We start from the raw sequence: 21681 nt of genomic DNA on the forward strand, positions 1-21681 counted from the left end.
TCACCAGCCCATGTGCATGAACCACAACGCGGCCAGCGCGTCGAGGATGATGACCAGCGAGATGGTCTGCACCACGCTGGAGGTGGTGCGTTCGCCCACCGATTGTGCGGTGCCTTCCACCTTCAGGCCTTCCAGGCAGCCGATCAACGCGATGATCAACGCGAATACCGGCGCCTTGGACAGGCCGACCAGCATGTGCCGCACCTCGATGGTGTCGTGCATGCGCGCCAGGTACATCTGCGGCGGAATACCCAGATCAAATGCACCGACGGTGACGCCACCGGCCAGGCCGGCGATCATCGCGATGAAGGTAAGCAGGGGCAGCATGATCAGCAGCGCGACCACCCGCGGCAGTACCAGCAGGTCGATCGGGTCCAGGCCCAGGGTCTGGATGGCGTCGATTTCCTCGCGTGCCTTCATCGCACCAATCTGTGCGGTGAAGGCGCTGGCGGTACGCCCGGCCAGCACGATGGCGGTAAGCAGCACCGCGAACTCGCGCAGGAAGGCAATCGAGACCAACTCCACCACATAGATCTCCGCACCGAAGTCGCGCAGGATGGTGGAACCGAGGAAGGCGATCACCGCGCCCACCAGATAGGACAGCAGCGCCACCAGCGGCACAGCGTTCAGGCCAACTTCTTCCATCTGATTGACCGCTGCGGTCAGCCGGAAGCGACGCGGCTGGCGGACCAGGCGTGCCAGCTTGCTCAGGTTTTCGCCGAGGAAGTTGACCAGCACCACAATGTTGCCGGCAATGGCATACACCGAGCGGCCCAGGCGCTCCAGCGCGGCGGCCACGCCGTAATCGCGTTGCGGCTTGGGTCGTTCGTCGGCGACTTCCTCGATGGTGCAGACCAGGGCCTGGTGATCGTCGCGGAACTGCAGCGCTTCATCTGGCAGCCCCAGCTTGTGCGCATAGCGCAGCAACAGCAGTACCCCGGCCGAATCCAACCGGTCGATGGAGCGCGCGTCGATACCGGTCACCTGCCCGGTCTGCGCGTGCAAGACCTCGCCCGAGCGCAGCGCGGTGGACAAGGTCCAGTTGCCGGAAAGCCTGAGCAGGCCATCCGCATCGGGAGGAAGTACGCAATCGGGTGGGGGAATGTCTTTCATGGTGACCATTGACTGCGGAGAATACCCTGTCCGCCCTTCAACCCGGATGAGTATTTCATCCGCTTCAGGTGATACTAGCGGCCATGTCTGCCGAAACCCTTGCCGCTGCCCCGGCCACCGCTTCCAATCGGGCTACCTATGCGCAACGTGTGGCCTTCGTTTCGGAGATGGCCGGGCGCCTGCACAGTTATGGCACGACCGCGCAGCGTCTGGAGGCGGCCGTGGTGGCCTTGGCGCAGCAGTTGGATCTGGATTGTGAGCCGTGGTCGAACCCGACCGGGCTGATTCTGAGTTTCAGCGACCCCACTCGTGCCATCGGCTCCAGCGATATCACCCGCGTCATCCGCCTGGGCCCGGGCGATACCAACCTGCACAAACTTGCAATGGCCGACCAGATCGCCGATGCGGTGGCGGCCGGGCAGATGTCCATTGCCCAAGGGCATACCGCGCTGCGCCAGCTCGACAAGGACGGTGGCATGCGCAGCAAGATCCAGCTGCTGGCCTCGTTCACCCTGGGCTCGGCGGGCGTGGCGGGGTTGTGGCGGCTGCCGTGGCTGGATATCGCCACCGCCGGCATCACCGGCCTGCTGATCGGCCTGATGCTGTTCTACACCGACCGGCGCGTCGCAACGCGAGAGGCCGGTGAGGCATTGGCGGCATTGCTGGCCGGCTTCGTGGCCGTGCTGGTGGCCAGCTTCATCGGCCCCTTGAATCTGAACTCCACCATCATCGCGTCACTGGTGGTGCTGCTGCCGGGTATGGCGCTGACCAATTCGGTCAATGAACTGGCCAGTGGGCATTGGGTATCGGGCACGGCGCGTTTTGCCGGTGCGCTGACCACCATCATGAAGCTCACGGTGGGCGCGATGATCGCCGTCACCATCGCCAATTCCATCGGCCTGGAACCGGTTATCCGTGCCTCGCGGCCGCAATCCAACTGGGTGGAATGGGGCTCGGTGCTGGTGGCCTCGTTTGCCTTCGCCATGTTGTTCCGTGCCAGCAAGCGTGATTACCCCTGGGTGATGGCGGCGTCGGTGGCCGGGTATGCCATTTCCCGTTATGGCGGCCAGTTATGGGGCGCGCCAGCGGGCATCTTTCTCGCCGCAATGGCGGTTACTGCCGCCGGCAATCTGTTCGGGCGCATCGTGCAGCGGCCCGGCGCGATCATCCGCCTGCCGGGCATCATCATGCTGGTGCCCGGCAGCACCAGCCTGCGCGGCGTGCTGAGCCTGATCCAGCAGCAGAACGTGAATGCCGGTGAATCGGCGCTGCTGACCGTGGTCAACGTGGTGATGGCGCTGGTGGCCGGGCTGTTGTTCGGCAACCTGCTGGTACCGGCGCGCAAGAATCTCTGATGCGCGGGTGCACTGCCCGGCGCTGAAGGGCTGATAGCCATTGCTGTTCACGAAAGCACCGCGCTGCGCCGGCAACGTGATCTCGCAGCGATCAAGGTAGCCTGGGTAAGCGCAGCGCACCCGGGGCTGTCTGCGGCCATTGGGAAATATCTGCATATTCCGGCTTTTCCTGCTCCCCGGGTGCGCTGCGCTTACCCGGGCTACGTTGCTTTCAGATAATCCCTGGCGTTTGAGTGCCGGAATCGGCAAATCCAAGGCTCGGCAGCGGACATTAAATCCAGCCAATAAAAAAACGCCGGCAGCTGCCGGCGTTTTGTAATTTCCGTTCCAGATTACTTACTTCTGGATCAGGAAATCTTCGACCTTGCGGCCTGCCTTGGTGTATTCGGCCAGCCAGCGCGGCTGCTTGCCACGGCCGGTCCAGGTTTCAGCGGCATTGGCCGGGTTGCGATACTTCGGCTCAACCTTGGGCAGCTTGCGGCCGGTCTTGGCAGCGCCCTTGCTGGCCTTGGCGCCACGCGGGGCCTTCACTGCAACGGCGGCGCCGGTGCCGAACAGCTCTTCGACGGTATAGCCAGCCTTCTTGGCGGCAGCGGCCACCAGGGCACGGGCCTTGGCAATCGGCTGGCGCTTGGCGACAACGGTCTTGCGCTTCTGTGCGTCGCGGATCAGTACGGCCAGTTCTTTGGCCGACAGCTGGGACAGATCGATACTCATCGAATAACTACTCCGGATAATGGGTTGGGGGTGAATGCCATTCCGTGGCAGCGCAGCAAAGCATACCGGGCCGGTTACGGGAATGACAGATAAATACCGTTTTCCATGTTATCCGCAAATGAAAACGCCGGGAAAATGTCCCGGCGTTTTAAGTGGGCTGATTCAGCCGGTAATCCTGCTGATAGCGGTTGCCTGATCCAGATTCTCCGCTTCGCTGGCGCTGCGTGCGCGGTATTCCACGGTGCCTGCTGCCAGGCCACGTTCGGACACCACGATGCGATGCGGAATGCCGATCAGTTCCATATCGGCAAACATCTGCCCCGGGCGCAGACCACGATCATCCAGTGCGGCGTCCACGCCAGCGGCCTGCAGCTGGGCCAGCAGTGCTTCGGCGGCGGCGGTGACCGCCGGGTCCTGCTTCGGGTTGATCATGCAGACCACCGCCTGCCACGGCGCCATGCTTACCGGCCAGATAATGCCAACCTCGTCATGGTTCTGCTCGATCGCGGCCGCCACGATGCGCGACACGCCAATGCCATAACAGCCCATCGCCATCACCGCAGCCTTGCCGTTCTGGTCCAGCACGGTGGCCTTCAATGCCTGCGCATATTGGCGGCCCAGCTGGAACACGTGGCCCACTTCGATACCGCGGGTAATCTTCAGCTCGCCGCCGTCGCGGGCACGGTCGCCGGCCTTGACGTTGCGGATATCGGCAACTTCCGGCTCGGCCAGGTCACGGCCCCAGTTGACGCCAGCAATATGCAGACCTTTCTCATTGGCGCCGACCACAAAATCAGCCATTGCCGCCACTTCGCGGTCAGCCACCACGCGGATGGGCTTGCGCGGATTCAATGGGCCGAGGAAACCCGGCTCGCTGCCCAGATAATCGGCAATCTCGGCTTCGCTGGCCATGCGGTAATCGTTCAGGCCAGCCACCTTGGCCAATTTGATTTCATTGACCTCGTGGTCACCACGCACCAGTGCCAGCACGAACTGATTATCGGTGGTCATGATCGCGACCGATTTGACCGTGCGCAGCAGGGCGATGCCCATCAGCGCGGCCACGTCTTCGCAGGTCTTCTGGGTGGGGGTGTCGATCTTGCGCAGCGTTTCGCTGGCAGCGGCGCGCGCTGCCGGATCGGCGGCGACGGCGGCTTCCACATTGGCGGCGTAATCCGAGCCCGTGGAGAACACCAGCGCGTCCTCGCCAGAATCGGCGATCACGTGGAATTCCTGCGAGGCGTCGCCACCAATGGCGCCGGAATCGGCCTGCACAGCGCGGAATTCCAGGCCCAGGCGGGTGAAGATGCGGCTATAGGCCGCCTTCATGTTTTCGTATTCGGCGACCAGGCTGGCGTCGTCCAGATGGAAGGAATAGGCATCCTTCATCAAAAACTCGCGCGAACGCATGACGCCGAAACGCGGGCGGATTTCGTCGCGGAACTTGGTCTGCACCTGGTAGAAATTGACCGGCAGCTGCTTGTAGCTGGACAGCTCCTGGCGCGCGAAGTCGGTAATGGCTTCCTCGGCGGTGGGGCTGTAGCAGTATTCCTGCTCCTTGCGGTCCTTGATTTTCAGCAGCTGGCCGCCGAATTTCTGCCAGCGGCCGGTTTCTTCCCACAATTCCTTGGGCTGGATGGTGGGCAGCTGCAGCTCTACCGCGCCGGCGCGGTTCATTTCCTCGCGGACAATGGTTTCCACCTTGCGCAGCACCCGCAGGCCCAGCGGCGACCAGGTGTACAGGCCCGATGCCAGCTTGCGGATCATGCCCGCGCGCAGCATCAGCCGGTGGCTGACCAGCTCGGCGTCGGCAGGGGTTTCCTTGGTGGTGTGCAGGTGGAAACGGGAAAGGCGCATGGCAGGGGGCTTCGCAGAACGGACGATCCGCTATTTTGCCAGCCTTGCAGGCCCCTGCGTACCGCCGCGAGCAGGTCAGGGCAGCGGCGAGGGGGAAACTGGCTGCAGGAGCGGCGTAAGCCGCGAAGCCGGTTAATACAGCAAGGCCTCAAAAGCCAACCCCTCCCCAACCCTCCCCTTGGCCTGCGGCCAAAGGGAGGGAGCAGAGCTGGAGCAGAGCTGGGGCAGAGCTGTAGGAGCGGCGTAAGCCGCGAAGCCGGGAATACAGAAAGGCCTCAAAAGCCGACCCCTCCCCAGTCCCCCCCTTGGCCTGCGGCCAAAGGGAGGGAGCAGAGCTGGAGCAAAGCCATGGGAGCGACGTCAGCCGCGAAGCTGGGAATACAGAAAGGCCTCAAAAGCCACCCCTCCCCAGCCCTCCCCTTGGCCTGCGGCCAAAAGGAGGGGGCAAAGCTGTAGGAGCGGCGTAAGCCGCGAAGCTAGCCGATCCAGGTTGGCGGAAGTGTTGGCAATTGCAGGGATTACGAGCTTCGCGGCTTACGCCGCTCCCACAACCCCTCAACCTTATCGCCGGGCAGGCTTCACAAACGCAAAATCACCGTCCGGCAGTTGCCGCCTCGCTCAATTCTTCGGTGCTGGCTTGCAATAAGCCGCCGCTGCCGCCTCGGCCAGCCGCTTCTGCGCGTCGCGCTGGGCGTCATCCAAGGGCGCATCCGGCTTGCCATCGCCGTCGGTGTCATGCAGCACCGGGCCACTGCCGTTCAGCAGGTCCAGGTTTTTCCGCGCACCCAGGCATTGGGCCGATTCGGCGGCCTCGGCCGGTGCGGCTGGTTCGGCCGTCGATGCGCCGCTGGCGGTGATGCGGCGGGTTTCGTACTGCTTCCCGGCCGGCGGCCGTTCCGAGTACTGGGTGACGCCATTGGCGTCCTTCCACTTGTAGAGATTGCCGGCATGGGCGCTGGCGGCGGCTGTGAGCACGAGCAGGCAGCAGAGGCGGGACAGGGCGAGCATGGCAACTCCAGGCACCGAAACAGGGCAGGGGGCGATTGCAGCACCCGGTGACGTGGCTGGCAAGTCGATTAAACTGGCCGGTATGGACGAATTGAGACCACCACCCCGTTCGCGCAGCATCTACCTGCTCCCGAACCTGTTTACCACCGCCGGGCTGTTTGCCGGCTTCTACGCGATCATCGCCGCCTCCAACGGCCAGTTCGTCAACGCCAGCATTGCTGTGTTCGTGGCGGCGGTGATGGATGGGCTGGATGGCCGGGTTGCGCGTTTGACCGGCACCAGCAGCGAATTCGGCGTGCAATACGACTCCCTGGCCGATCTGGTCAGCTTCGGCATGGCGCCGGCGCTGGTCATGTATCACTGGGCCCTGTCTTCCCTGAAGTTCGACGGTGACGTGCTGGGCCGGGTCGGCTGGTCGGCAGCGTTTTTGTATGCCGCCTGCGCCGCATTGCGGCTGGCCCGCTTCAACACCCAGGTGGGTACGGTTGACAAGCGCTGGTTTGTCGGCCTGGCAAGCCCGGCTGCGGCCGGCTTGATGATGTCCTTCGTCTGGGCCTTCGCTGACGGCCAGCTGGGTTGGAGCGGCGAGCAGCTGCGCTATGTCGCCTTGGGCGTGACCATCGTGTCCGGCCTGCTGATGGTCAGCCGGATCCGCTTCTGGAGCTTCAAGGGTGGCAGCGAAAAAGGCCCGCGCTCGGAGCGCGTGCCGTTCGTGGTGCTGGCGCTGGTGCCGATCGTGATTTCGATCGTGGTGCTGGACCCGGCGCGTACCTTGCTGGTGGTTGGCGTGATCTACGCGCTGTCCGGGCCGGTGATGTGGCTGTTGCAGCGCTGGCGGCAACCGGCTGGCAAGGTGCAGTGATCGGTTTCTCGCCCGAGCCGGTGTGGACCCCGGAGCAGCAGGCGTGGCTGCAGGCGATGGGCTACACCGTTTATCTGGAAGGCGGCGCGCTGGATGCGCCGCCGGTCGCTGCGCCGGTAGCTGAGGCGCCCGCTTTGGCAGCGGAGCCGGCATCGCCGCCGCAGATGGCCGCGCCGGGCAAACCGGTTGCCGCTGCGGCCTCGCGGCAAGCCTCGCAGAAGGCCCCGGATGCGCCGAGTACCGCACCGGCGCCGGCGTTTACCGCAGCCCCGGCCGGCGGCACGCGCCGCAGCGGCGGAGTGCGCATGCCCGATCGCCTGCAGATCGCCTTGCTGCGCGCTTCCGGCTGCAATCCGAACGACCCGCAGACGCGGGCGCTGATGGACAGCTGGCCGCTGGCCGAGCTGCGCGCCAATCCGGCCGCCAAGCGCGCCTTGTGGCCGCAGCTACGCGCATTGCGGCGGAAATCGCGGCAATGAGCGCGTTGGGCACGGTCCTGCGGCCGATGTATGACGCGGATCTGGATGCGGTGATGGAAGTGGAGCTGCGCGCCTATCCGTTCCCGTGGACGCGCGGCATCTTCCAGGATTGTCTGCGTGCCGATTACCCGAGCCGGGTATTGGTGCAGGACGATGGCATCGTCGGCTACGGCGTGCTCAGCCTAGCCGCTGATGAGGCGCATGTGCTCAATGTCTGCGTCGACCCCCTGTGCCAGTCACGCGGCCACGGCCGGCGCCTGTTGCGTGAGCTGGTGCGGGTTGCCCGCCAGCGCCGCGCATTGCGGGTGTTTCTGGAAGTGCGCCCGTCAAATACCTCGGCGATTGCGCTGTACCACAGCGAGGGATTCAACGAGATTGGCCGCCGCCCGCGCTATTACCCCACCGCGAACGGACGCGAGGATGCGCTGGTGATGGCGATGGAACTGGTGGACGACGACATCAGCGTGATGCCGCCGCTGTAAGCCATGCTTTCAAGGCGAGCTTGTCAGGCCAGCCGTAGCAGCATTACCCCGGTGACGATCAGCCCGGCGGCAAGCAGGCGCCGGCGGCTGATGTGTTCTTTCAGCAGCAGCGCCGATATCAGCAGCGCGAACAGGATCGAGGTCTCGCGCAGCGCGGCGATCACCGCCACCGGCGCCAGCGTCATTGCCCACAGCGCGATCGCATACGAGGCGGTGGTGCCGATGCCACCCACCAGGCCGCGTTGCCAGTTGCCGCGCAGATAGCTGCCGAGTTGCGCGCGGCGGGCAAACAGCGCCCACAGCGGCAGCGGCAGGCCGGATAGCAGGAACAGCCACAGCGTGTAGCTCACGGCATTGCCCGACAATCGTGCGCCCTGTGCGTCGACCAGGGTGTAGGTGGCGATGACCACGGCGATGCCCAGCGGCAGGCGAATGTTGCCGCCTTTGCCGCTGCCGGCCATGCACAGGATGCCGCCGCTGATCAGGGCGATCCCTGCCCAGGCAGCGGCGGGCAGGTGTTCGTTGAACAGCCAAGTGCCGGCGATGGCGACCAGCAGCGGCGCGCAGCCGCGCATCAACGGGTAGGACAGGCTCATGTCGGCGCTGTGATAGGCGCGGGCGACAAGCACGTAGTAGCCGGTCTGCAGCACGGCGGAGGCAGCGAGCCAAGGCCAGCTGTGTGTTGCCGGCGCTGGCAGCCAGGGCAGGGCAATGGCGGACAGCACAGCGGCCCAGCCGGTGACCAGGATCGTGGTCAGCAGTTTGTCGCCACCGAGTTTGACGATGGCGTTCCAACTGGCGTGGAGCAGGGCGGCGAACAGGACGGCGCAGAAGATGCCGAGGGACATTGGGGTGGGTGGTTTGGAGGCTTGTTGAGGGTAGCTGGGATTGAGGGCTGTTGGGGTTGTTGGGAGTGAAAGGCAAAAGCCCAAAGCCAAGAACAAAGAGCCCCCTCATCCGCCCTGTCGGGCACCTTCTCCCGCAGGCGGGAGAAGGGAATGCAATGCAACATGCACTTCTGCGGGGTTACTGAGTAATCGGCTTTACGTGCTTTGGCTTTGGCTTTTTTACGTGCTTTGGCCTTGGTTTCGGCTTCGGCTTCGACTCGAGCGTGATAGTGGGGCCACCCATCACAGCGCAAAAATCATTGCAGTCCCTTCTCCCGCGCGCGGGAGAAGGTGCCCGACAGGGCGGATGAGGGGGCTTTTGATTTTTGCTGGTTGGCTTGCAGCTCTTCGCATCCAATACGCACAAAAGAAAACGCCGCCCGAAGGCGGCGTTTTCCACAACAGCAATCAGCAAGCCTTACAGCTTCGCGCGCTGTTCCTGCAGGCCGGCCAGCTGGCTGTTCCAGTCCAGCAGGCGTACACGTTCCTGCTCGACCACTGCCGCCGGCACCTTGTCGGTGAACTTGGACAGCTTGGTTTCGCTCTTTTCCTTCTCCGAGGAAACGCGGGCGATCTCCTTGTCCAGGCGCGCGCGCTCGGCGTCCAGATCCACCAGGCCTTCCAGCGGCACCAGCAGCTTCAGCTCGCCGACAATCGCCGCTGCCGCCGGTGGCGTCACCGCATCTGCCGCCAACCAGTCGATGTTCTCCAGCTTCAACAGGAAGCGCAGCTGCGAGGCAAAGCGTTCGATGCGTGCACGATCAGTGTCCTGGCCGCCCTGCAACAACAGGCGGACCTGCTTGGATGGCGGCACGTTCAACTCGCTGCGCACGCGACGCAGGGCGCTGACCATGACCTTGAACCATTCCACGTCGACTTCGGCCTGCGCGTAATCGCCGGCAAATTCCGCTGCGGTCGGGTAGGCGCGCAGCGACAGCGACGCGTCGGTGATGCCCAGGCGCGGTGCCACCTGCTGCCACAGCTGCTCGGTGACGAACGGGGTCAGCGGGTGCAGCAGGCGCAGTACCGCTTCCAGCACGTACAGCAGGGTGTGGCGGGTGCTGGCGGCGTCTTCGGCGTTGTCGCCGTTGAGCGCAGGCTTGGTCAGTTCCAGGAACCAATCGCAGAACTCGTTCCAGACAAACTCGTACAGCGCCTGCGACAACAGGTCGAAGCGGTAATCGGCGAAGTGCTGCTGCGCTTCGGCCGAGACCTTGGCCAGGCGCGCGAGGATCCACTTTTCGGCATCAGTACGCGGCTGCAGTGCGCCGGTGAAGCTCGCACCCTCAGTGTTCATCAGGGTGAAGCGGCTGGCGTTCCACAGCTTGTTGCAGAAGTTCTTGTAGCCCTCGGCGCGGCTCATGTCGAACTTGATGTCGCGGCCGTGGGTGGCCAGTGCGGCGATGGTGAAGCGCAGCGCATCGGCACCGTGGGCGAGGATGCCGTCCGGGAATTCCTTGCGGGTGGCCTTCTCGATCTTCTCGGCCATCTTCGGCTGCATCAGGCCATGGGTGCGCTTGGCAACCAGGTCGTCGATGCTGATGCCGTCGATGATGTCCAGCGGGTCCAGCACATTGCCCTTGGACTTGGACATCTTCTGGCCCTGGCCGTCGCGGATCAGCCCGGTCATGTAGACGTCCTTGAACGGGATCTGGCCGGTGAAGCTGTCGGTGGCCATGATCATGCGCGCCACCCAGAAGAAGATGATGTCGAAGCCGGTGACCAGCACGTTCGACGGCAGGTAGCGCTCAAAGCCACGCTCGGCCATCGCCGTTTCGTTCGGCCAGCCCAAGGTGGAGAACGGCCATAGTTGCGAGGAGAACCAGGTCTCCAGCACGTCGCTGTCCTGGGTCAGCGCAACGTCGTTACCCAGCCCGGCCTTGGCGCGCGCTTCGGCTTCGTTGCGGCCCACGTAGCAGTTGCCGGCGTCGTCGAACCACGCCGGAATGCGATGGCCCCACCACAGCTGGCGGCTGATGCACCAATCCTGGATGTTCTCCATCCAGTGGCGATAGGTGTTGATCCAGTTGCCTGGCACGAACTTGATCGAGCCGTTCTCAACCAATTCCAGGCCACGCTTGGCCAGCCCGTCCATCTTCACGAACCACTGGTCGGTCAGATAGGGCTCGATCACCTGGCCGGTGCGGTCGCCGCGCGGCACCTGCAGCTTGTGCGCCTTGGTCTCGACCAGCATGCCCAGGTCTTCCAGCTCGGCCAGGATCACCTTGCGCGCTTCGTAACGGTCCAGGCCACGGTACTGTTCCGGGGCGTTCTCGTTGAGCGTGGCGGTGGTGGTGAACAGGTTGATCATCGGCAGGCGGTGGCGCACGCCCACCTGGTAGTCGTTGAAGTCGTGCGCCGGGGTCACCTTGACCACGCCGGTGCCGAACGCCTTGTCGACGTAGTCGTCGCCGATCACCGGCACGCTGCGGCCGGTCAGCGGCAGGGTCACGCTCTTGCCGATCAGGTGCGCGTAGCGGCTGTCTTCCGGGTGCACCATCACCGCGGTGTCGCCCAGCAGGGTTTCCGGGCGGGTGGTGGCCACGACCAGGTAGTTGCGGGTTTCGCGCAGGGTTTCGTTGCCGTCGGCATCCACTTCGACGTGCTCATAGCTGGCACCGTCGTTCAGCGCATAGGCAATCGACCACATGAAGCCGTCTTCTTCCACGCTCTCCACTTCCAGGTCGGAAATGGCGGTCTTCAGCACCGGATCCCAGTTGACCAGGCGCTGGCCACGGTAGATCAGGCCCTGCTCATGCCAGCGGATGAACGATTCGATCACCGCCTCGCTCGGGCCCGGGTCCATGGTGAAGGTGCTGCGCGACCAGTCGGCCGAGGTGCCGAGGCGGCGCATCTGGCCTTCGATCACGTTGCCCGAATGCGCCTTCCACTCCCAGACCTTGCCGATGAAGCCATCGCGGCCCAGCGAATCGCGGGTTTCGCCCTTGCCTTCCAGCGCCAGGTTGCGGCTGACAACCATCTCGGTGGCGATGCCGGCGTGGTCGGTACCCACCTGCCACAGCGTGTCGTAGCCACGCATGCGGTGGTAGCGGATCAGCGCATCCATCAGCGTCTGCTGGAAGGCGTGGCCCATGTGCAGGGTGCCGGTGACGTTCGGCGGCGGCAGCAGAATGGTGTACGGCTCGCCCTTGCCGGACGGCTTGAACAGGCCGGCCTTCTCCCACGACTCATAGAGCGCGGTTTCAAAGGATTTGGGGTCGTAGCTGGAGGCGAGTTGGGTCATGCGGGGGAACCGGTAAAAGCGGGAGGGGGATCAGCGGCCGAGTGCGCGCTGGATCTTTTTGTCGGTGTGGTACTGGCTGACGGCATAGGCAGCCCAGATGGCTGCTGGCAGCCAGCCAATCAAGGTGATCTGCAGGATGAGACAGACAATGCCGGAAATCGGACGGCCGATGGTGAAAAAGGCCAGCCACGGCAGCAGGATGGCAATCAGCAGGCGCATGCGTGTAATCCCTTACATGTCGTATTTGTTGAGCGTGTAATCGGCGGCCTTGTACTGGCGCCAGCGCTCACGCAGCGGTTCGCGCGCGGCCGGATCGGCCGGCACCACTTCCAGTACGCGGTCGCAGCTGCCCAGGTAGGGCTCATCGCGCAGGTTGATGACCAGTGGCCGCTCCGGTGCTTCGGCGCCGGGCGCGGCGATCAGCACGATGGCTTCTTCCTCGTCCACGTCCTCACCGATGATCTGGTGCGGGATATAGGCGTCCGGGTCGAACGACCACAGCAGCTCGTCCAGCTCCTCGGCCTGGGCCTGGTCGCGGGCCAGCACCAGCGTGTACAGACCGCCGTCGTTGGCCTTGCGTGCGAGCTCGCACACCAGCTTCAACGGTTCGGTGAGAAAACGCGGCTTGGCGATCAGGTAGAAGTCGGCGCGCATCAGGTCACTAGGAAGTGGAGGGAAGAGGGTGAAACAGCGGGGTCAGCAGGGGCCTGCGCCGGGTATTGCCCGACGCTGGCCCTGCTTTCGAGCCCGGCTTTGCTCAGGCAACGCGATCCAGCAACCACTGGGTCAGCAGACCGACCGGGCGACCGGTGGCCATGCCACGCTTGCCTTCATCGCTGGCAACGCCGGCGATGTCCAGGTGCGCCCAGCGCTGGCCTTCGGTGAAGCGCGACAGGAAGCAGCCAGCGGTGATGGCGCCGGCCCAGCGGCCGCCGATGTTGTAGACGTCGGCAAAGCTCGAGTCCAGCATGCCCTGGTACTCGTCCCACAGCGGCAGGCGCCAGGCGCGGTCGAACACGTTTTCGCCGGCAGCGGTCAGTTCGTTGGCCAGGTCGTCGTGCTTGCTCATCAGGCCGGCGGTCTGGTGGCCCAGGGCCACCATGCAGGCGCCGGTGAGGGTGGCCACGTCGATCAGTGCGGCCGGCTCGAAGCGCTGCGCATAGGTCAGCGCATCGCATAGGATCAAACGGCCTTCGGCGTCGGTATTGCCCACTTCGATGGTCTTGCCGGACATCGAGGTGATCACGTCCGACGGACGGTAGGCATTGCCGTCGATGGCGTTTTCCACCGCCGGCACCACCACTACCAGGTTCAGTGGCAGCTTGGCCTTGACCGTGGCGACGAAGGTGCCGATGACGTTGGCGCCACCGCACATGTCGTACTTCATTTCCTCGATGCCGCCCTGGGTCTTCAGGTTGACGCCGCCGGTGTCGAAGGTGATGCCCTTGCCGACCAGCACGTAGGGCTTGGCGTCACCGCCGTTGTTCCACTTCAGCACGACCAGCTTGGGGCGGTTGGCCGAACCACGGGCCACGGCCAGCAGCGAGCCCATGCCCAGCGCTTCCATCTGCGCCTCGTCCAGGATCTCGGCTTCGGCGCCGTCGTGTTCGGCGGCGAACTTGACCGAGGATTCGGCCAGGTAGGCCGGGGTGCAGTAGTTCGGCGGCAGGTTGCCCAGCTCGCGGGCGTATTCCACGCCGGCGGCGATGGCCTGGCCCTGCAGCAGCGCGGTTTCATCGTTGCTGGCGATGGCCAGCGACTCCAGGCCCGGGGCTTCGGGCTTCTTCTTGCCCAAGGTGGCGGTGTAGCGGTAGCTGGCGTGGTTGGCGGTGATCACCGCCTGACGCACCTTCCAGGCGCTGTCGCGGCCGCTGACATCCAATTCGTTCAGGGTGAACAGCGCGCTGCGGGTGTTGCCGCTCTTCAGGGCGCGGGCGGCGTCGCCGGCGGCCTTCAGGTACTGCACCACGCCGAACTTGGCCGGGTCGCCCAGGCCAACCACCAGCACGCGCGCGGCGCTGACGCCGGCCAGATCGTGCAGCAAGGTGGTGTTGCCGGTCTTGCCGCCGACATCGCCGCGTTCGATCAGCGCCGCCAAACGGCCGCCAGAGGCCGTATCCAGGGCCTTTGCGGCCGGTGACAGCGTCTTGTCAGAGAAGGCGCCAACAATGACGCAATCCACCTCGGCAGAGGCGGGGGCGGCGTGGTTCAGGGTGAATTCCAGAGACATTGATCAGATTCCGTTGCCAAATCCGTACAATCGCAGGCTGTATACGCGGGGCCATCGAGGCCGGGCGTTCTGCGGACTAAACCGAGAGTTTAAACCACCGACCCTATGGCGAAGCTTGACCGCTACCTTCTGAGCGACTTCCTCCAGAGCTTTCTGGCCACTTTGACCGTACTTCTGGTAGTCAGCATGGGCGGTGTGCTGGTCGACATCCTCGGCCGGATCGCCGACGGGCGCATTCCCGCCGGGCTGATGCTGTCCCAGCTGGGGCTGCAGTTCATCGTCTACCTGCCCATCATCCTGCCGCTGGCACTGATGCTGGGGCTGGCCCTGTCCATTGCCCGCCTGTACCGAGATTCAGAAATGGCGGTGCTGACCGGCGTGGGCGTCGGCCCCAAACGCCTGCTCAGGCCGATCATGCTGCTGACCGTACCGGTGGTGGGGCTGGTTGCGGCCTGCTCGCTGTGGCTGGGCCCCTGGGCCGACCGCAATGCCGAGCAGATGCTGCAGGACGCCAGCCGCAGCATGGTGGTGGCCGGGCTGGAACCGGGCCAGTTCACCCCGCTGGCCGGTGGTGGCGTGGTCTATCTGTCATCCCTGGCCGGTGATGGCACCAGGATGGGCAAGGTGTTCATGCAACGGCAGAAGGAAGGTCGCATCGACGTGGTTTCGGCCAACAGCGGTGCGATGTTCTTTGAAGGCGAGCGTCAGCGCTACCTGCGGCTGGAAGATGGCTACCGGGTCGAGGGCCCGGAAAACGGCGCGCTGGACTACCGGCTGATGCGCTACGCGCGCAATGAAGTGGCCCTGCCGGACCGCGATGAAGTGCGTGACCAGAACGATCCGGAAATGCTGCCCACCAGCCAGTTGCTGGGTGATGCGCGGCCCGAGGCCAAGGCCCAGTTGCATTGGCGGCTCACCCCGCCACTGCTGGCGCTGGCGTTTGCCCTGCTGACCTTGCCGCTTGCCCGCAGCGCACCGCGACAGCAGCGCTACGGCCGCATCATGGTCGCCTTCCTGGCTTATACGGTGGGCGTGAGCCTGAGCATTCTTGGCCGGCAGTGGCTGGCGTCGGGCAAGCTGCCGGTGGAGGTTGGAATGTGGTGGTTGACCTTGCCCTTGCTGATCCTGGCGGTGTGGCTGTACTTCCGTGATGGGCGCCTGAGTCGCCGCCGTGTGGGGGCCAAGGCATGAGGCTGCTGCCGCGGATTCATGACATCTATGTAGGCCGTACCGTGTTGTTCACGGTGCTGGTGGTGTGGATGGTGTTGCTGGGCCTGGACGCGATCATGGCCTTGTCCGGTGAAGCCGGGAAAATCGGCCAGGGCCATTACAGCTTTGGCCATGCGCTGGCCTGGGTGGCCTATACGCTGCCGCGCCGTGCCTACACCATGTTCCCGATGGCGGCGGTGATCGGTGCGCTGATGGGTCTGGGCCAATTGGCTGCCACCTCGGAACTGACCGCCTTGCGTGCAGTTGGCCTGTCGCGCCGGCGCATTGCCATCTCGGTGGCGGTCTCGTTGTCGCTGCTGACCGTGCTGATGGTGGCCAACGGCGAAACCCTGGCGCCGTGGGCACAGAACCGCGCTGATGCGCTCAAGACCAGCGCCCGTTACAACACCGATATCGCCACGGCCCGCTATTCGGGCCTGTGGGCGCGCGAGGGCGATACCTTCCTCAACGCGCAGACGGGCGAGGAGCAGGTCAGTGCCGACGGTCAGTCAACCCTGCTGCTGCATGACGTGCGCCTGTACCAGTTGGGTAAAGACGGGCGCCTGTTGAGCCTGACCTACGCCCAGACCGCCCGCCACGATCATCAGGGCTGGGTGCTGGAAACGGTGCGCCGTGACACCTTCGCCGAGCGTTCGGTCAGCCGGCAGGAACTGCCCAGCGAGAAATGGGCGTCCAAGCTGGACGCGGCAGCGCTGGCCTCCGGCCTGGCCAAACCACGCAACCTCAGTGCAGGTGAGCTGAAAACCAGCATCGACTACCGCAAGCGCAATGGCCTGGACGCGCGGGAATACGAAGACACCTACTGGGGTCGCTGGTTCTACCCGCTGAACGTGCTGGCGCTGTGTCTGGCGGCGGTGCCGTTTGCGTTTGGTTCGCTGCGCAGTGGCGGTATGGGCAAGCGCCTGTTCCTGGGCATGCTGTTCGCGCTGGGCTTCCTGCTGCTGCAGATGTTCTTCGGGCGCATGGCCGGTGCGCTGAAGTTTGATTACCGCATCGCCTACGCATTGCCGCCGATCATGATGCTGGGCATCTCCGCCTGGCTGTCACGACGGCGAGTAGGCTGATAGCAAGGCTGTTGTAGGAGCGGCGTAAGCCGCGAAGCCGGTGACAATGAAATCACCGGCATCCCTGCAATCATGGGGATCTGCAGCTTCGCGGCTTACGCCGCTCCTACAAAGGCTGCGTGGAGGGCGTCTGCCGAGCATGGCTCGGCATTAGGCGGCAATATTGGCAATGCCCCTGCCGAGCATGGCTCGGCACTACAGTTTCTGCAGGCGGGTGCCGCTCAGGCGGTCGTGCAGGGTCAGGCGTTCGCGGTCGACCAGTGCCCAGAAAAAACCCAGCCCGGCCAGCAGCAGCGACAGGCTGCCCAGCGCATAGCGTTTCCACAGCAGCGCCCGGCTTGGCGACTGCCCGTCCACGGTCTGCAGGCGCAAGCGCCATGGCCGCATGCCCAGGGTCTGCCCGCCACGCTTCCAGCTTTCGGTGGCGTAGAGCCCGGCAATCAGCCAGCAGCTCAGCCACAGCAGCCACTGCAGGGCACTGAACGGGTGGATGTTCTCGCGGCTGGCGTGTCCGGCCAGCGCGTAGCCGACGGTGAACAGTGCCGAGACCAGCATCCACAAGGCCAGTACCGGCCACAGGTCATAGAACAGCGCGGCCAGGCGGCGCAGCAACAACGCGGAAGGACGGGGCGTCTGGGCGAGGGCAGGTGTGCTCATGCGCCGAGCATACGATTTGTGGCTGTCGGCGTGCATGGGCAGGCGAGGGCGCAGCGCTTATCCTTGCGCCGATGTCTGCCGCACTTACTCCCGCCGAACGCCGCCAGCTGGTACAGCAGTTGCCGCCCCTGCGCGCTGCCGATGAGCGCCTGATCCAACGTTTCCTGGATGCGATCTGGGCCGAGCACGGCCTGGCCCGAGCCTCGCTGGACAGCTATCGGCGTGACCTGGAAGGCCTCTCGCGCTGGCGCGATGGCGCCAATGACGGCCTGGCCGGGATCGACCGCGCTGGCCTGTTTGATTACCTGGCCTGGCGTACCCGACACGGTTGGACCGCGCGCAGCAACGCGCGTCTGCTGTCGGTGCTGCGGGCCTTTTTTGCCCAGGCGCTCAAGCGCGGCGAGCGCAGCGAAGACCCCGCCGCGTTGCTGGAATCGCCCAAGCTGCCGCGCTCCTTGCCCAAGGCGCTGGCAGAAAGCCAGATCGAGGCCTTGTTGAAGGCGCCGGATGTGGAGACCCCGACCGGGCTGCGTGACCGCGCCATGCTGGAGCTGATGTACGCCGCCGGCCTGCGGGTCAGCGAGCTGGTCAATCTGCCGGCAAATGCAGTCAATCTGCGCCAGGGCGTGCTGCGGGTGACCGGCAAGGGCAGCAAGGAGCGGCTGGTGCCGTTGGGCGAAGAGTCGCAGTACTGGCTGGAGCGCTACCTCGCCACCGCGCGCCCGCTGCTTGCCGGCGGCAAGCCGGTCGCGGCGACCCCGAGCGGCCAGGTGCCGCTGTTCGTGGACGTGGACCGTACTCCGCTAACCCGCCAGCAGTTCTGGGCCTTGGTGAAGACCAGTGCCGCGGTGGCCGGCATCGATCCCGGCAAGATCAGCCCGCACGGGCTGCGGCACAGTTTTGCCACCCACCTGCTCAATCACGGCGCCGACCTGCGCGCGCTGCAGATGTTGCTTGGCCACAGTTCCCTGTCCACCACCCAGATCTATACCTTGGTGGCCCGCGAACACCTGCAGAAGCTGCACCGCAAACACCATCCGCGCGGCTGAGCCTACGTTGGCCGCCGTGTGCTTTTGCAGGAGCGGCGTAAGCCGCGAAGCCGGTAAAGCCGGAAATGCCTTGTAGAGCCGAACCATGCCGGCTGGGGCACTACCGGTAAAGCGCCTGCCGAGCACGGCTCGGCACTACAGACTGGCTGCCGGTTCAGCTGCTTTCGCGGCTGACGCCGCTCCTACAGGCCTGCCTTCTTACGCGCTCTACACGGCCGATGACCTGCCAGTTGCGGAGCTGTGCACGGCGGGTGTGCGAGAATCGCCCCGTTCTCTTTCGATGGGTCGCCATGTTCCGATTTGCCATTGCCGCGCTGTTTGGAGCGCTGAGCCTTACCGCCTGCGCGCAACAGCCCGCAGCCTCCAGGACCGCTGCCACAGCCGCTGTCCCGGCCACCGATGCGGCGGTCGAGAAGCGCGTGCGCGATGCGCTCAAGGAACTGGATCCGAACTTCAAGCCCGATTACATCGGCGCGGCACCGTTCGCCGGTTTCCGCGAGGTGATCGTGTCCGGCCAGGTGCTGTACGTCACCGACGACGGCCGCTACCTGCTGCAGACCACCCCGTATGACATCGCCAACAAGACCCAGGCCACCAGCCCGGGCCTGCTGGCCTACCGTCGTGGCTTGCTGGAAACCCTGCCGCATTCGGACCGCATCGTGTTTGCGCCGCCCAATGCCAAGCACACCATCAGCGTGTTCACGGATATCGAGTGCGGCTACTGCCGCAAGCTGCATCAGGACATTGCCGAGCTGAACCGCAATGGCATCGCCGTGGAATACCTGGCGTTCCCGCGCATGGGCTTGGCCAGCAAGGACGCCACCGACATGATCTCGGTGTGGTGCGCCAGCGACCGCAAGGCCGCACTGACCTCGGCCAAGACCGGCCAGCCGGTTCCGGCAAAGAACTGCACCAACCCGGTGGCCATGCAGTACAACCTGGGCCAGCAGTTGGGCATCAATGGCACGCCGGCGATTTTTGCCGCCGATGGTACCCAGCTGGGTGGCTACCTGCCGCCGGCGCAGCTGAAGGCAACGCTGGACCGCATGGAAGGCAGCGGCAGCCGCTGATAGCACCGCCGGCCAATGCATGAACAGGCAACGCCCCTCCCGGCAACGAGAGGGGCGTTTTGGTTTTGGCTGAGGCTTATTTCAGGCCCTTGCCGATGCTGTTGACCAGGGTGCCCTGGGCGTCATCGCCGCTGAACTCCCAGAAGAAGGCACCGCCCAGGCCCTGCGCTTTGACGTAGGCCATCTTGCGGCCCAGCATTTCCGGCGTGTCCACGCTCCAGAACGTGCTGCCGTTGTACAGCCAGGTGGCCTGTGCGGCCGCGTCGGTATACACCGGCCAACCGAGGTTCTTGAGCACTTTCCAGTCCTCGATGCCCGCCTCGAACCTGCCGTTTGCCGGCCGCCCGCTCTGGTACAGGCCGTTGTTGGTCGCGGCCACATTGGTCCAGCCACGGCCGTAGAAGCCCACGCCCAGGTTCAACTTGGCGGCCGGCACGCCGCGCTGCAGGTAGGCCTCGATGGCGTCGTTGCTGTTGTAAAGAGCGGTGTCACCACGTGACGGATCGGCCGGCGAGTGGAACAGGGCGGTGTGGTGGTTGGTGGTGCCGGCCCAGGCGCCATGGAAGTCATAGGTCATCACATTGATGAAATCCAGGTAGCGGTGGTAGGCCGCCGGATCGGTCTGGCGGATCTTGTCGATGCCGGCGCCGACCGCCACGGTCAGCAGCAGCCCGGGACGCACCGCATCCAACTGGCGGCGAAACTCGGCCAGCAGCGCGGTGAAGTTGTCGCGGTCGGCCGGGGTGCCACAGCTCAGGCCACAGGCGGCCGGATATTCCCAGTCGATGTCGATGCCATCGAACACGCCTGCGGCGACGCCCTTGCCACCGGCGTTGTCGGTGAACGGCAGGTTGCCCTTGATATACGCATCAATGCAGGAGGCGACAAAGGCCTGGCGGTTCTCCGGGCGCGCTGCGCTGGAGAAGCCGCGTGACCAGGTCCATCCGCCCAACGAGATCAGGGTCTTCAGCTGCGGGTGCTTGGCCTTGAGCTGCTTGAGCTGGTTCCAGTTGCCGCGCAGCGGCTGGTTCCATCGGTCAGCGACACCGCTGACGCTCTCGCTGCCGCCAAAGCTGCGGGTGTAATCGGCATAGGCATCGCCACCGGCACCACTGGCCGGGTTGGCGGCCTGGGTAACGCCGACTTCGCAGCGGTTGTTGCGGACGTTGCCGAAGGCGTAGTTGATGTGGGTCAGCTGCGCCGCCGAGCCGCTGCTGTCGATGTTCTTGACCCGGTAATTGCGGCCATAGATGCCCCACTGGGTGAAATTGCCGATGACCCGCTTGCCGGTTGTGGCCGACGTGCCCGGATCGCCGGGATCGGGGTTTGGCTTGGGATCGGGATTCGGGTTGGGATTCACGGGATCACCGCCACCGGTGTCCTCGGCCAGGGTACTGGCGCTGATGGCTGTACTGATCGCCGAGGCGTTGCCCGCCTTGTCACGCGCACTGACCGCATAGCGGTAGGCGGTGGCCGCGCTCAGGCCGGTGTCGGTGAAACCGGTGGTGCCCAGTGAGGCGATCTGCCGGCCGTCGCGGTACAGGATATAAGCGGCCACGCCGCTGCCGCCGGGGTTGTCGCTGGCGGCATTCCACTGCAGGGCGATGCTGTTTGCGCTACGCGAGGCCACGGCCAGCCCGGTGGGAATGGAGGGCGGGATGATGTCCTTGTCGGGCGCAGTGACCACCACCTTGACCGTTGCGGAGTTGGTGCTGGCGTTGCGGTCGTCGGTAGCTACCGCCATCAGTACGTAGCTACCTGCCGCCGCACCCCGCCAGACAAGGCTGTAAGGCGCGTTGCCGACGCTGCCGACGGAGATGCCATCGCGGAAAAACTCGACCTTGCGGATGCTGCCATCACTGTCGCGGGCGTCAGCGGTGACGGTGATGGCGCTGCCGACGCTGAAGCGGCTGCCCGCGGCGGGCGAGGTCAGGCGAACCTGCGGGGGCGTGTTGGCAGCCGGCGGGCCGGCGTCGCAACGGCCCAGATTGTCGTAGTAGCGCCGACCGGCCGGGTGATCGGGCGGGGCGTTCCAGATGGTTTGGCGAACCCGGTACTGCACGCCTGCTTTCTGCAGGTGGTCGCCGGGTTGGTAGATGGTGGTGCCCAGCCAGGGTTTGATCCCCGTACAGTCCGCCGCGTGGGCGGCGGGCAGCACGCCGGCCGTGGCCGTGGCCAGTGCGAGCACCACGCGCAGGCGCAAGCGCGCGCTGGGCGGGCGGGCGCGGATGAATGAGGGCAGACAGGGCTGCCGGGAATGTTCCGTCATGGTGGGGCTCCTTCTGATGGTTGGGGTGCGCACGGACACGCCTTCGGCATGCCGGGCAAGCTGCTGCCTGGCCTGAAGAAGCTGCTTTGGGAAGCGCGATGCGCCCGG

The 21681-nt window shown here is 65.1% G+C and carries 18 protein-coding genes and 1 pseudogene; 8 read left to right on the plus strand and 11 right to left on the minus strand.

What is annotated here, in order from left to right; translation table 11 throughout:
* Entirely contained in the window at positions 1-1113 is a 1113-nt protein-coding gene (locus BCV67_RS12755; RefSeq protein ID WP_062171794.1) for an ABC transporter permease, read from the minus strand.
* Between the two features lie 83 nt (positions 1114-1196).
* Here BCV67_RS12755 and BCV67_RS12760 point away from each other — a divergent pair, with 83 nt between their 5' ends.
* Positions 1197-2468 (plus strand): threonine/serine ThrE exporter family protein, encoded by a 1272-nt coding sequence (locus BCV67_RS12760; protein WP_062169445.1) that lies wholly within the window; start codon positions 1197-1199, stop codon positions 2466-2468.
* A gap of 339 nt (positions 2469-2807) precedes the next feature.
* Here BCV67_RS12760 and BCV67_RS12765 read toward each other — a convergent pair.
* The 3 genes and pseudogenes from BCV67_RS12765 to BCV67_RS12775 form a co-directional block, all read right to left on the minus strand.
* Positions 2808-3185 (minus strand): annotated as a pseudogene (locus tag BCV67_RS12765) (H-NS family nucleoid-associated regulatory protein); the annotation flags it as partial.
* A 162-nt stretch (positions 3186-3347) separates the two neighbouring features.
* A complete protein-coding gene (locus BCV67_RS12770; RefSeq protein ID WP_062169441.1) occupies positions 3348-5042 on the minus strand; it encodes a proline--tRNA ligase in 1695 nt (564 codons plus the stop codon).
* 618 nt (positions 5043-5660) lie between these two features.
* Positions 5661-6050 carry a DUF4124 domain-containing protein gene (locus tag BCV67_RS12775; RefSeq protein ID WP_062169439.1) on the minus strand — a complete coding sequence of 130 codons (390 nt, stop codon included), beginning with the start codon at positions 6048-6050 and terminating at the stop codon, positions 5661-5663.
* A gap of 82 nt (positions 6051-6132) precedes the next feature.
* Here BCV67_RS12775 and pssA point away from each other — a divergent pair, with 82 nt between their 5' ends.
* The 3 genes from pssA to rimI are packed head-to-tail and all read left to right on the plus strand — an operon-like array spanning position 6133 to position 7873.
* A complete protein-coding gene (pssA, locus tag BCV67_RS12780) occupies positions 6133-6912 on the plus strand; it encodes a CDP-diacylglycerol--serine O-phosphatidyltransferase (protein WP_062169437.1) in 780 nt (259 codons plus the stop codon).
* A gap of 56 nt (positions 6913-6968) precedes the next feature.
* Positions 6969-7391 carry a hypothetical protein gene (locus BCV67_RS12785; RefSeq protein WP_062171791.1) on the plus strand — a complete coding sequence of 141 codons (423 nt, stop codon included), beginning with the start codon at positions 6969-6971 and terminating at the stop codon, positions 7389-7391.
* A complete protein-coding gene (rimI, locus tag BCV67_RS12790) occupies positions 7388-7873 on the plus strand; it encodes a ribosomal protein S18-alanine N-acetyltransferase (protein WP_062169435.1) in 486 nt (161 codons plus the stop codon). Before BCV67_RS12785 ends, rimI begins: the two co-directional genes overlap by 4 nt.
* Positions 7874-7896: 23 nt before the next feature.
* Here the strand turns inward: rimI and BCV67_RS12795 are convergent, their stop codons facing one another.
* From BCV67_RS12795 to BCV67_RS12815, 5 genes are all read right to left on the minus strand, one after another.
* The gene (locus BCV67_RS12795) at positions 7897-8721 is read right to left on the minus strand and encodes an EamA family transporter (RefSeq protein ID WP_062169433.1); all 825 of its coding nucleotides are present in this window, start codon (positions 8719-8721) and stop codon (positions 7897-7899) included.
* 457 nt (positions 8722-9178) lie between these two features.
* The gene (locus tag BCV67_RS12800; protein ID WP_062169431.1) at positions 9179-12004 is read right to left on the minus strand and encodes a valine--tRNA ligase; all 2826 of its coding nucleotides are present in this window, start codon (positions 12002-12004) and stop codon (positions 9179-9181) included.
* Between the two features lie 30 nt (positions 12005-12034).
* Positions 12035-12223 carry a YqaE/Pmp3 family membrane protein gene (locus BCV67_RS12805; protein WP_057627321.1) on the minus strand — a complete coding sequence of 63 codons (189 nt, stop codon included), beginning with the start codon at positions 12221-12223 and terminating at the stop codon, positions 12035-12037.
* Between the two features lie 12 nt (positions 12224-12235).
* Complete coding sequence (locus tag BCV67_RS12810; protein WP_062169429.1) at positions 12236-12661, minus strand: DNA polymerase III subunit chi; 426 nt, start codon at positions 12659-12661, stop codon at positions 12236-12238.
* A 100-nt stretch (positions 12662-12761) separates the two neighbouring features.
* Positions 12762-14234, minus strand: a complete 1473-nt coding sequence (locus BCV67_RS12815; protein WP_062169427.1) for a leucyl aminopeptidase — start codon at positions 14232-14234, stop codon at positions 12762-12764.
* Positions 14235-14339: 105 nt separating this feature from the next.
* Between BCV67_RS12815 and lptF the strand changes: the two genes are divergently transcribed.
* Both lptF and lptG read left to right on the plus strand, forming a co-directional pair.
* Positions 14340-15425 carry an LPS export ABC transporter permease LptF gene (gene lptF / locus BCV67_RS12820; protein ID WP_062169425.1) on the plus strand — a complete coding sequence of 362 codons (1086 nt, stop codon included), beginning with the start codon at positions 14340-14342 and terminating at the stop codon, positions 15423-15425.
* The gene (gene lptG / locus BCV67_RS12825) at positions 15422-16528 is read left to right on the plus strand and encodes an LPS export ABC transporter permease LptG (RefSeq protein ID WP_062169424.1); all 1107 of its coding nucleotides are present in this window, start codon (positions 15422-15424) and stop codon (positions 16526-16528) included. The genes lptF and lptG overlap by 4 nt, the downstream gene beginning before the upstream one ends.
* A gap of 195 nt (positions 16529-16723) precedes the next feature.
* On the opposite strand, the gene BCV67_RS12830 is transcribed toward lptG, so the two are convergent.
* Positions 16724-17185, minus strand: coding sequence for an RDD family protein (locus BCV67_RS12830; protein WP_062169421.1), 462 nt, complete (start codon positions 17183-17185; stop codon positions 16724-16726).
* A 71-nt stretch (positions 17186-17256) separates the two neighbouring features.
* Here BCV67_RS12830 and xerD point away from each other — a divergent pair, with 71 nt between their 5' ends.
* Positions 17257-18234, plus strand: coding sequence for a site-specific tyrosine recombinase XerD (gene xerD / locus BCV67_RS12835; protein WP_062169419.1), 978 nt, complete (start codon positions 17257-17259; stop codon positions 18232-18234).
* A gap of 290 nt (positions 18235-18524) precedes the next feature.
* Positions 18525-19304: a DsbC family protein gene (locus tag BCV67_RS12840; RefSeq protein ID WP_062169418.1), complete on the plus strand. Its 780-nt coding sequence runs from the start codon at positions 18525-18527 to the stop codon at positions 19302-19304.
* A 76-nt stretch (positions 19305-19380) separates the two neighbouring features.
* On the opposite strand, the gene BCV67_RS20630 is transcribed toward BCV67_RS12840, so the two are convergent.
* The gene (locus BCV67_RS20630; RefSeq protein WP_082746618.1) at positions 19381-21573 is read right to left on the minus strand and encodes a glycosyl hydrolase family 18 protein; all 2193 of its coding nucleotides are present in this window, start codon (positions 21571-21573) and stop codon (positions 19381-19383) included.
* Positions 21574-21681 lie beyond the last annotated feature (108 nt).

Origin of the sequence: Stenotrophomonas nitritireducens (assembly GCF_001700965.1) — a bacterium.
Lineage (GTDB): Bacteria > Pseudomonadota > Gammaproteobacteria > Xanthomonadales > Xanthomonadaceae > Stenotrophomonas > Stenotrophomonas nitritireducens_A.

Coding starts and splice junctions, on each gene's coding strand:
- rimI (WP_062169435.1), top strand. CDS start 7,388: ATGAGCGCGTTGGGCACGGTCCTGCGGCCGATGTATGACGCGGATCTG.
- xerD (WP_062169419.1), top strand. CDS start 17,257: ATGTCTGCCGCACTTACTCCCGCCGAACGCCGCCAGCTGGTACAGCAG.
- lptF (WP_062169425.1), top strand. CDS start 14,340: ATGGCGAAGCTTGACCGCTACCTTCTGAGCGACTTCCTCCAGAGCTTT.
- BCV67_RS12840 (WP_062169418.1), top strand. CDS start 18,525: ATGTTCCGATTTGCCATTGCCGCGCTGTTTGGAGCGCTGAGCCTTACC.
- BCV67_RS12760 (WP_062169445.1), top strand. CDS start 1,197: ATGTCTGCCGAAACCCTTGCCGCTGCCCCGGCCACCGCTTCCAATCGG.
- BCV67_RS12770 (WP_062169441.1), bottom strand. CDS start 5,042: ATGCGCCTTTCCCGTTTCCACCTGCACACCACCAAGGAAACCCCTGCC.
- pssA (WP_062169437.1), top strand. CDS start 6,133: ATGGACGAATTGAGACCACCACCCCGTTCGCGCAGCATCTACCTGCTC.
- BCV67_RS12795 (WP_062169433.1), bottom strand. CDS start 8,721: ATGTCCCTCGGCATCTTCTGCGCCGTCCTGTTCGCCGCCCTGCTCCAC.
- BCV67_RS12775 (WP_062169439.1), bottom strand. CDS start 6,050: ATGCTCGCCCTGTCCCGCCTCTGCTGCCTGCTCGTGCTCACAGCCGCC.
- BCV67_RS12815 (WP_062169427.1), bottom strand. CDS start 14,234: ATGTCTCTGGAATTCACCCTGAACCACGCCGCCCCCGCCTCTGCCGAG.
- BCV67_RS12805 (WP_057627321.1), bottom strand. CDS start 12,223: ATGCGCCTGCTGATTGCCATCCTGCTGCCGTGGCTGGCCTTTTTCACC.
- BCV67_RS20630 (WP_082746618.1), bottom strand. CDS start 21,573: ATGACGGAACATTCCCGGCAGCCCTGTCTGCCCTCATTCATCCGCGCC.
- lptG (WP_062169424.1), top strand. CDS start 15,422: ATGAGGCTGCTGCCGCGGATTCATGACATCTATGTAGGCCGTACCGTG.
- BCV67_RS12785 (WP_062171791.1), top strand. CDS start 6,969: ATGGGCTACACCGTTTATCTGGAAGGCGGCGCGCTGGATGCGCCGCCG.
- BCV67_RS12830 (WP_062169421.1), bottom strand. CDS start 17,185: ATGAGCACACCTGCCCTCGCCCAGACGCCCCGTCCTTCCGCGTTGTTG.
- BCV67_RS12755 (WP_062171794.1), bottom strand. CDS start 1,113: ATGAAAGACATTCCCCCACCCGATTGCGTACTTCCTCCCGATGCGGAT.
- BCV67_RS12800 (WP_062169431.1), bottom strand. CDS start 12,004: ATGACCCAACTCGCCTCCAGCTACGACCCCAAATCCTTTGAAACCGCG.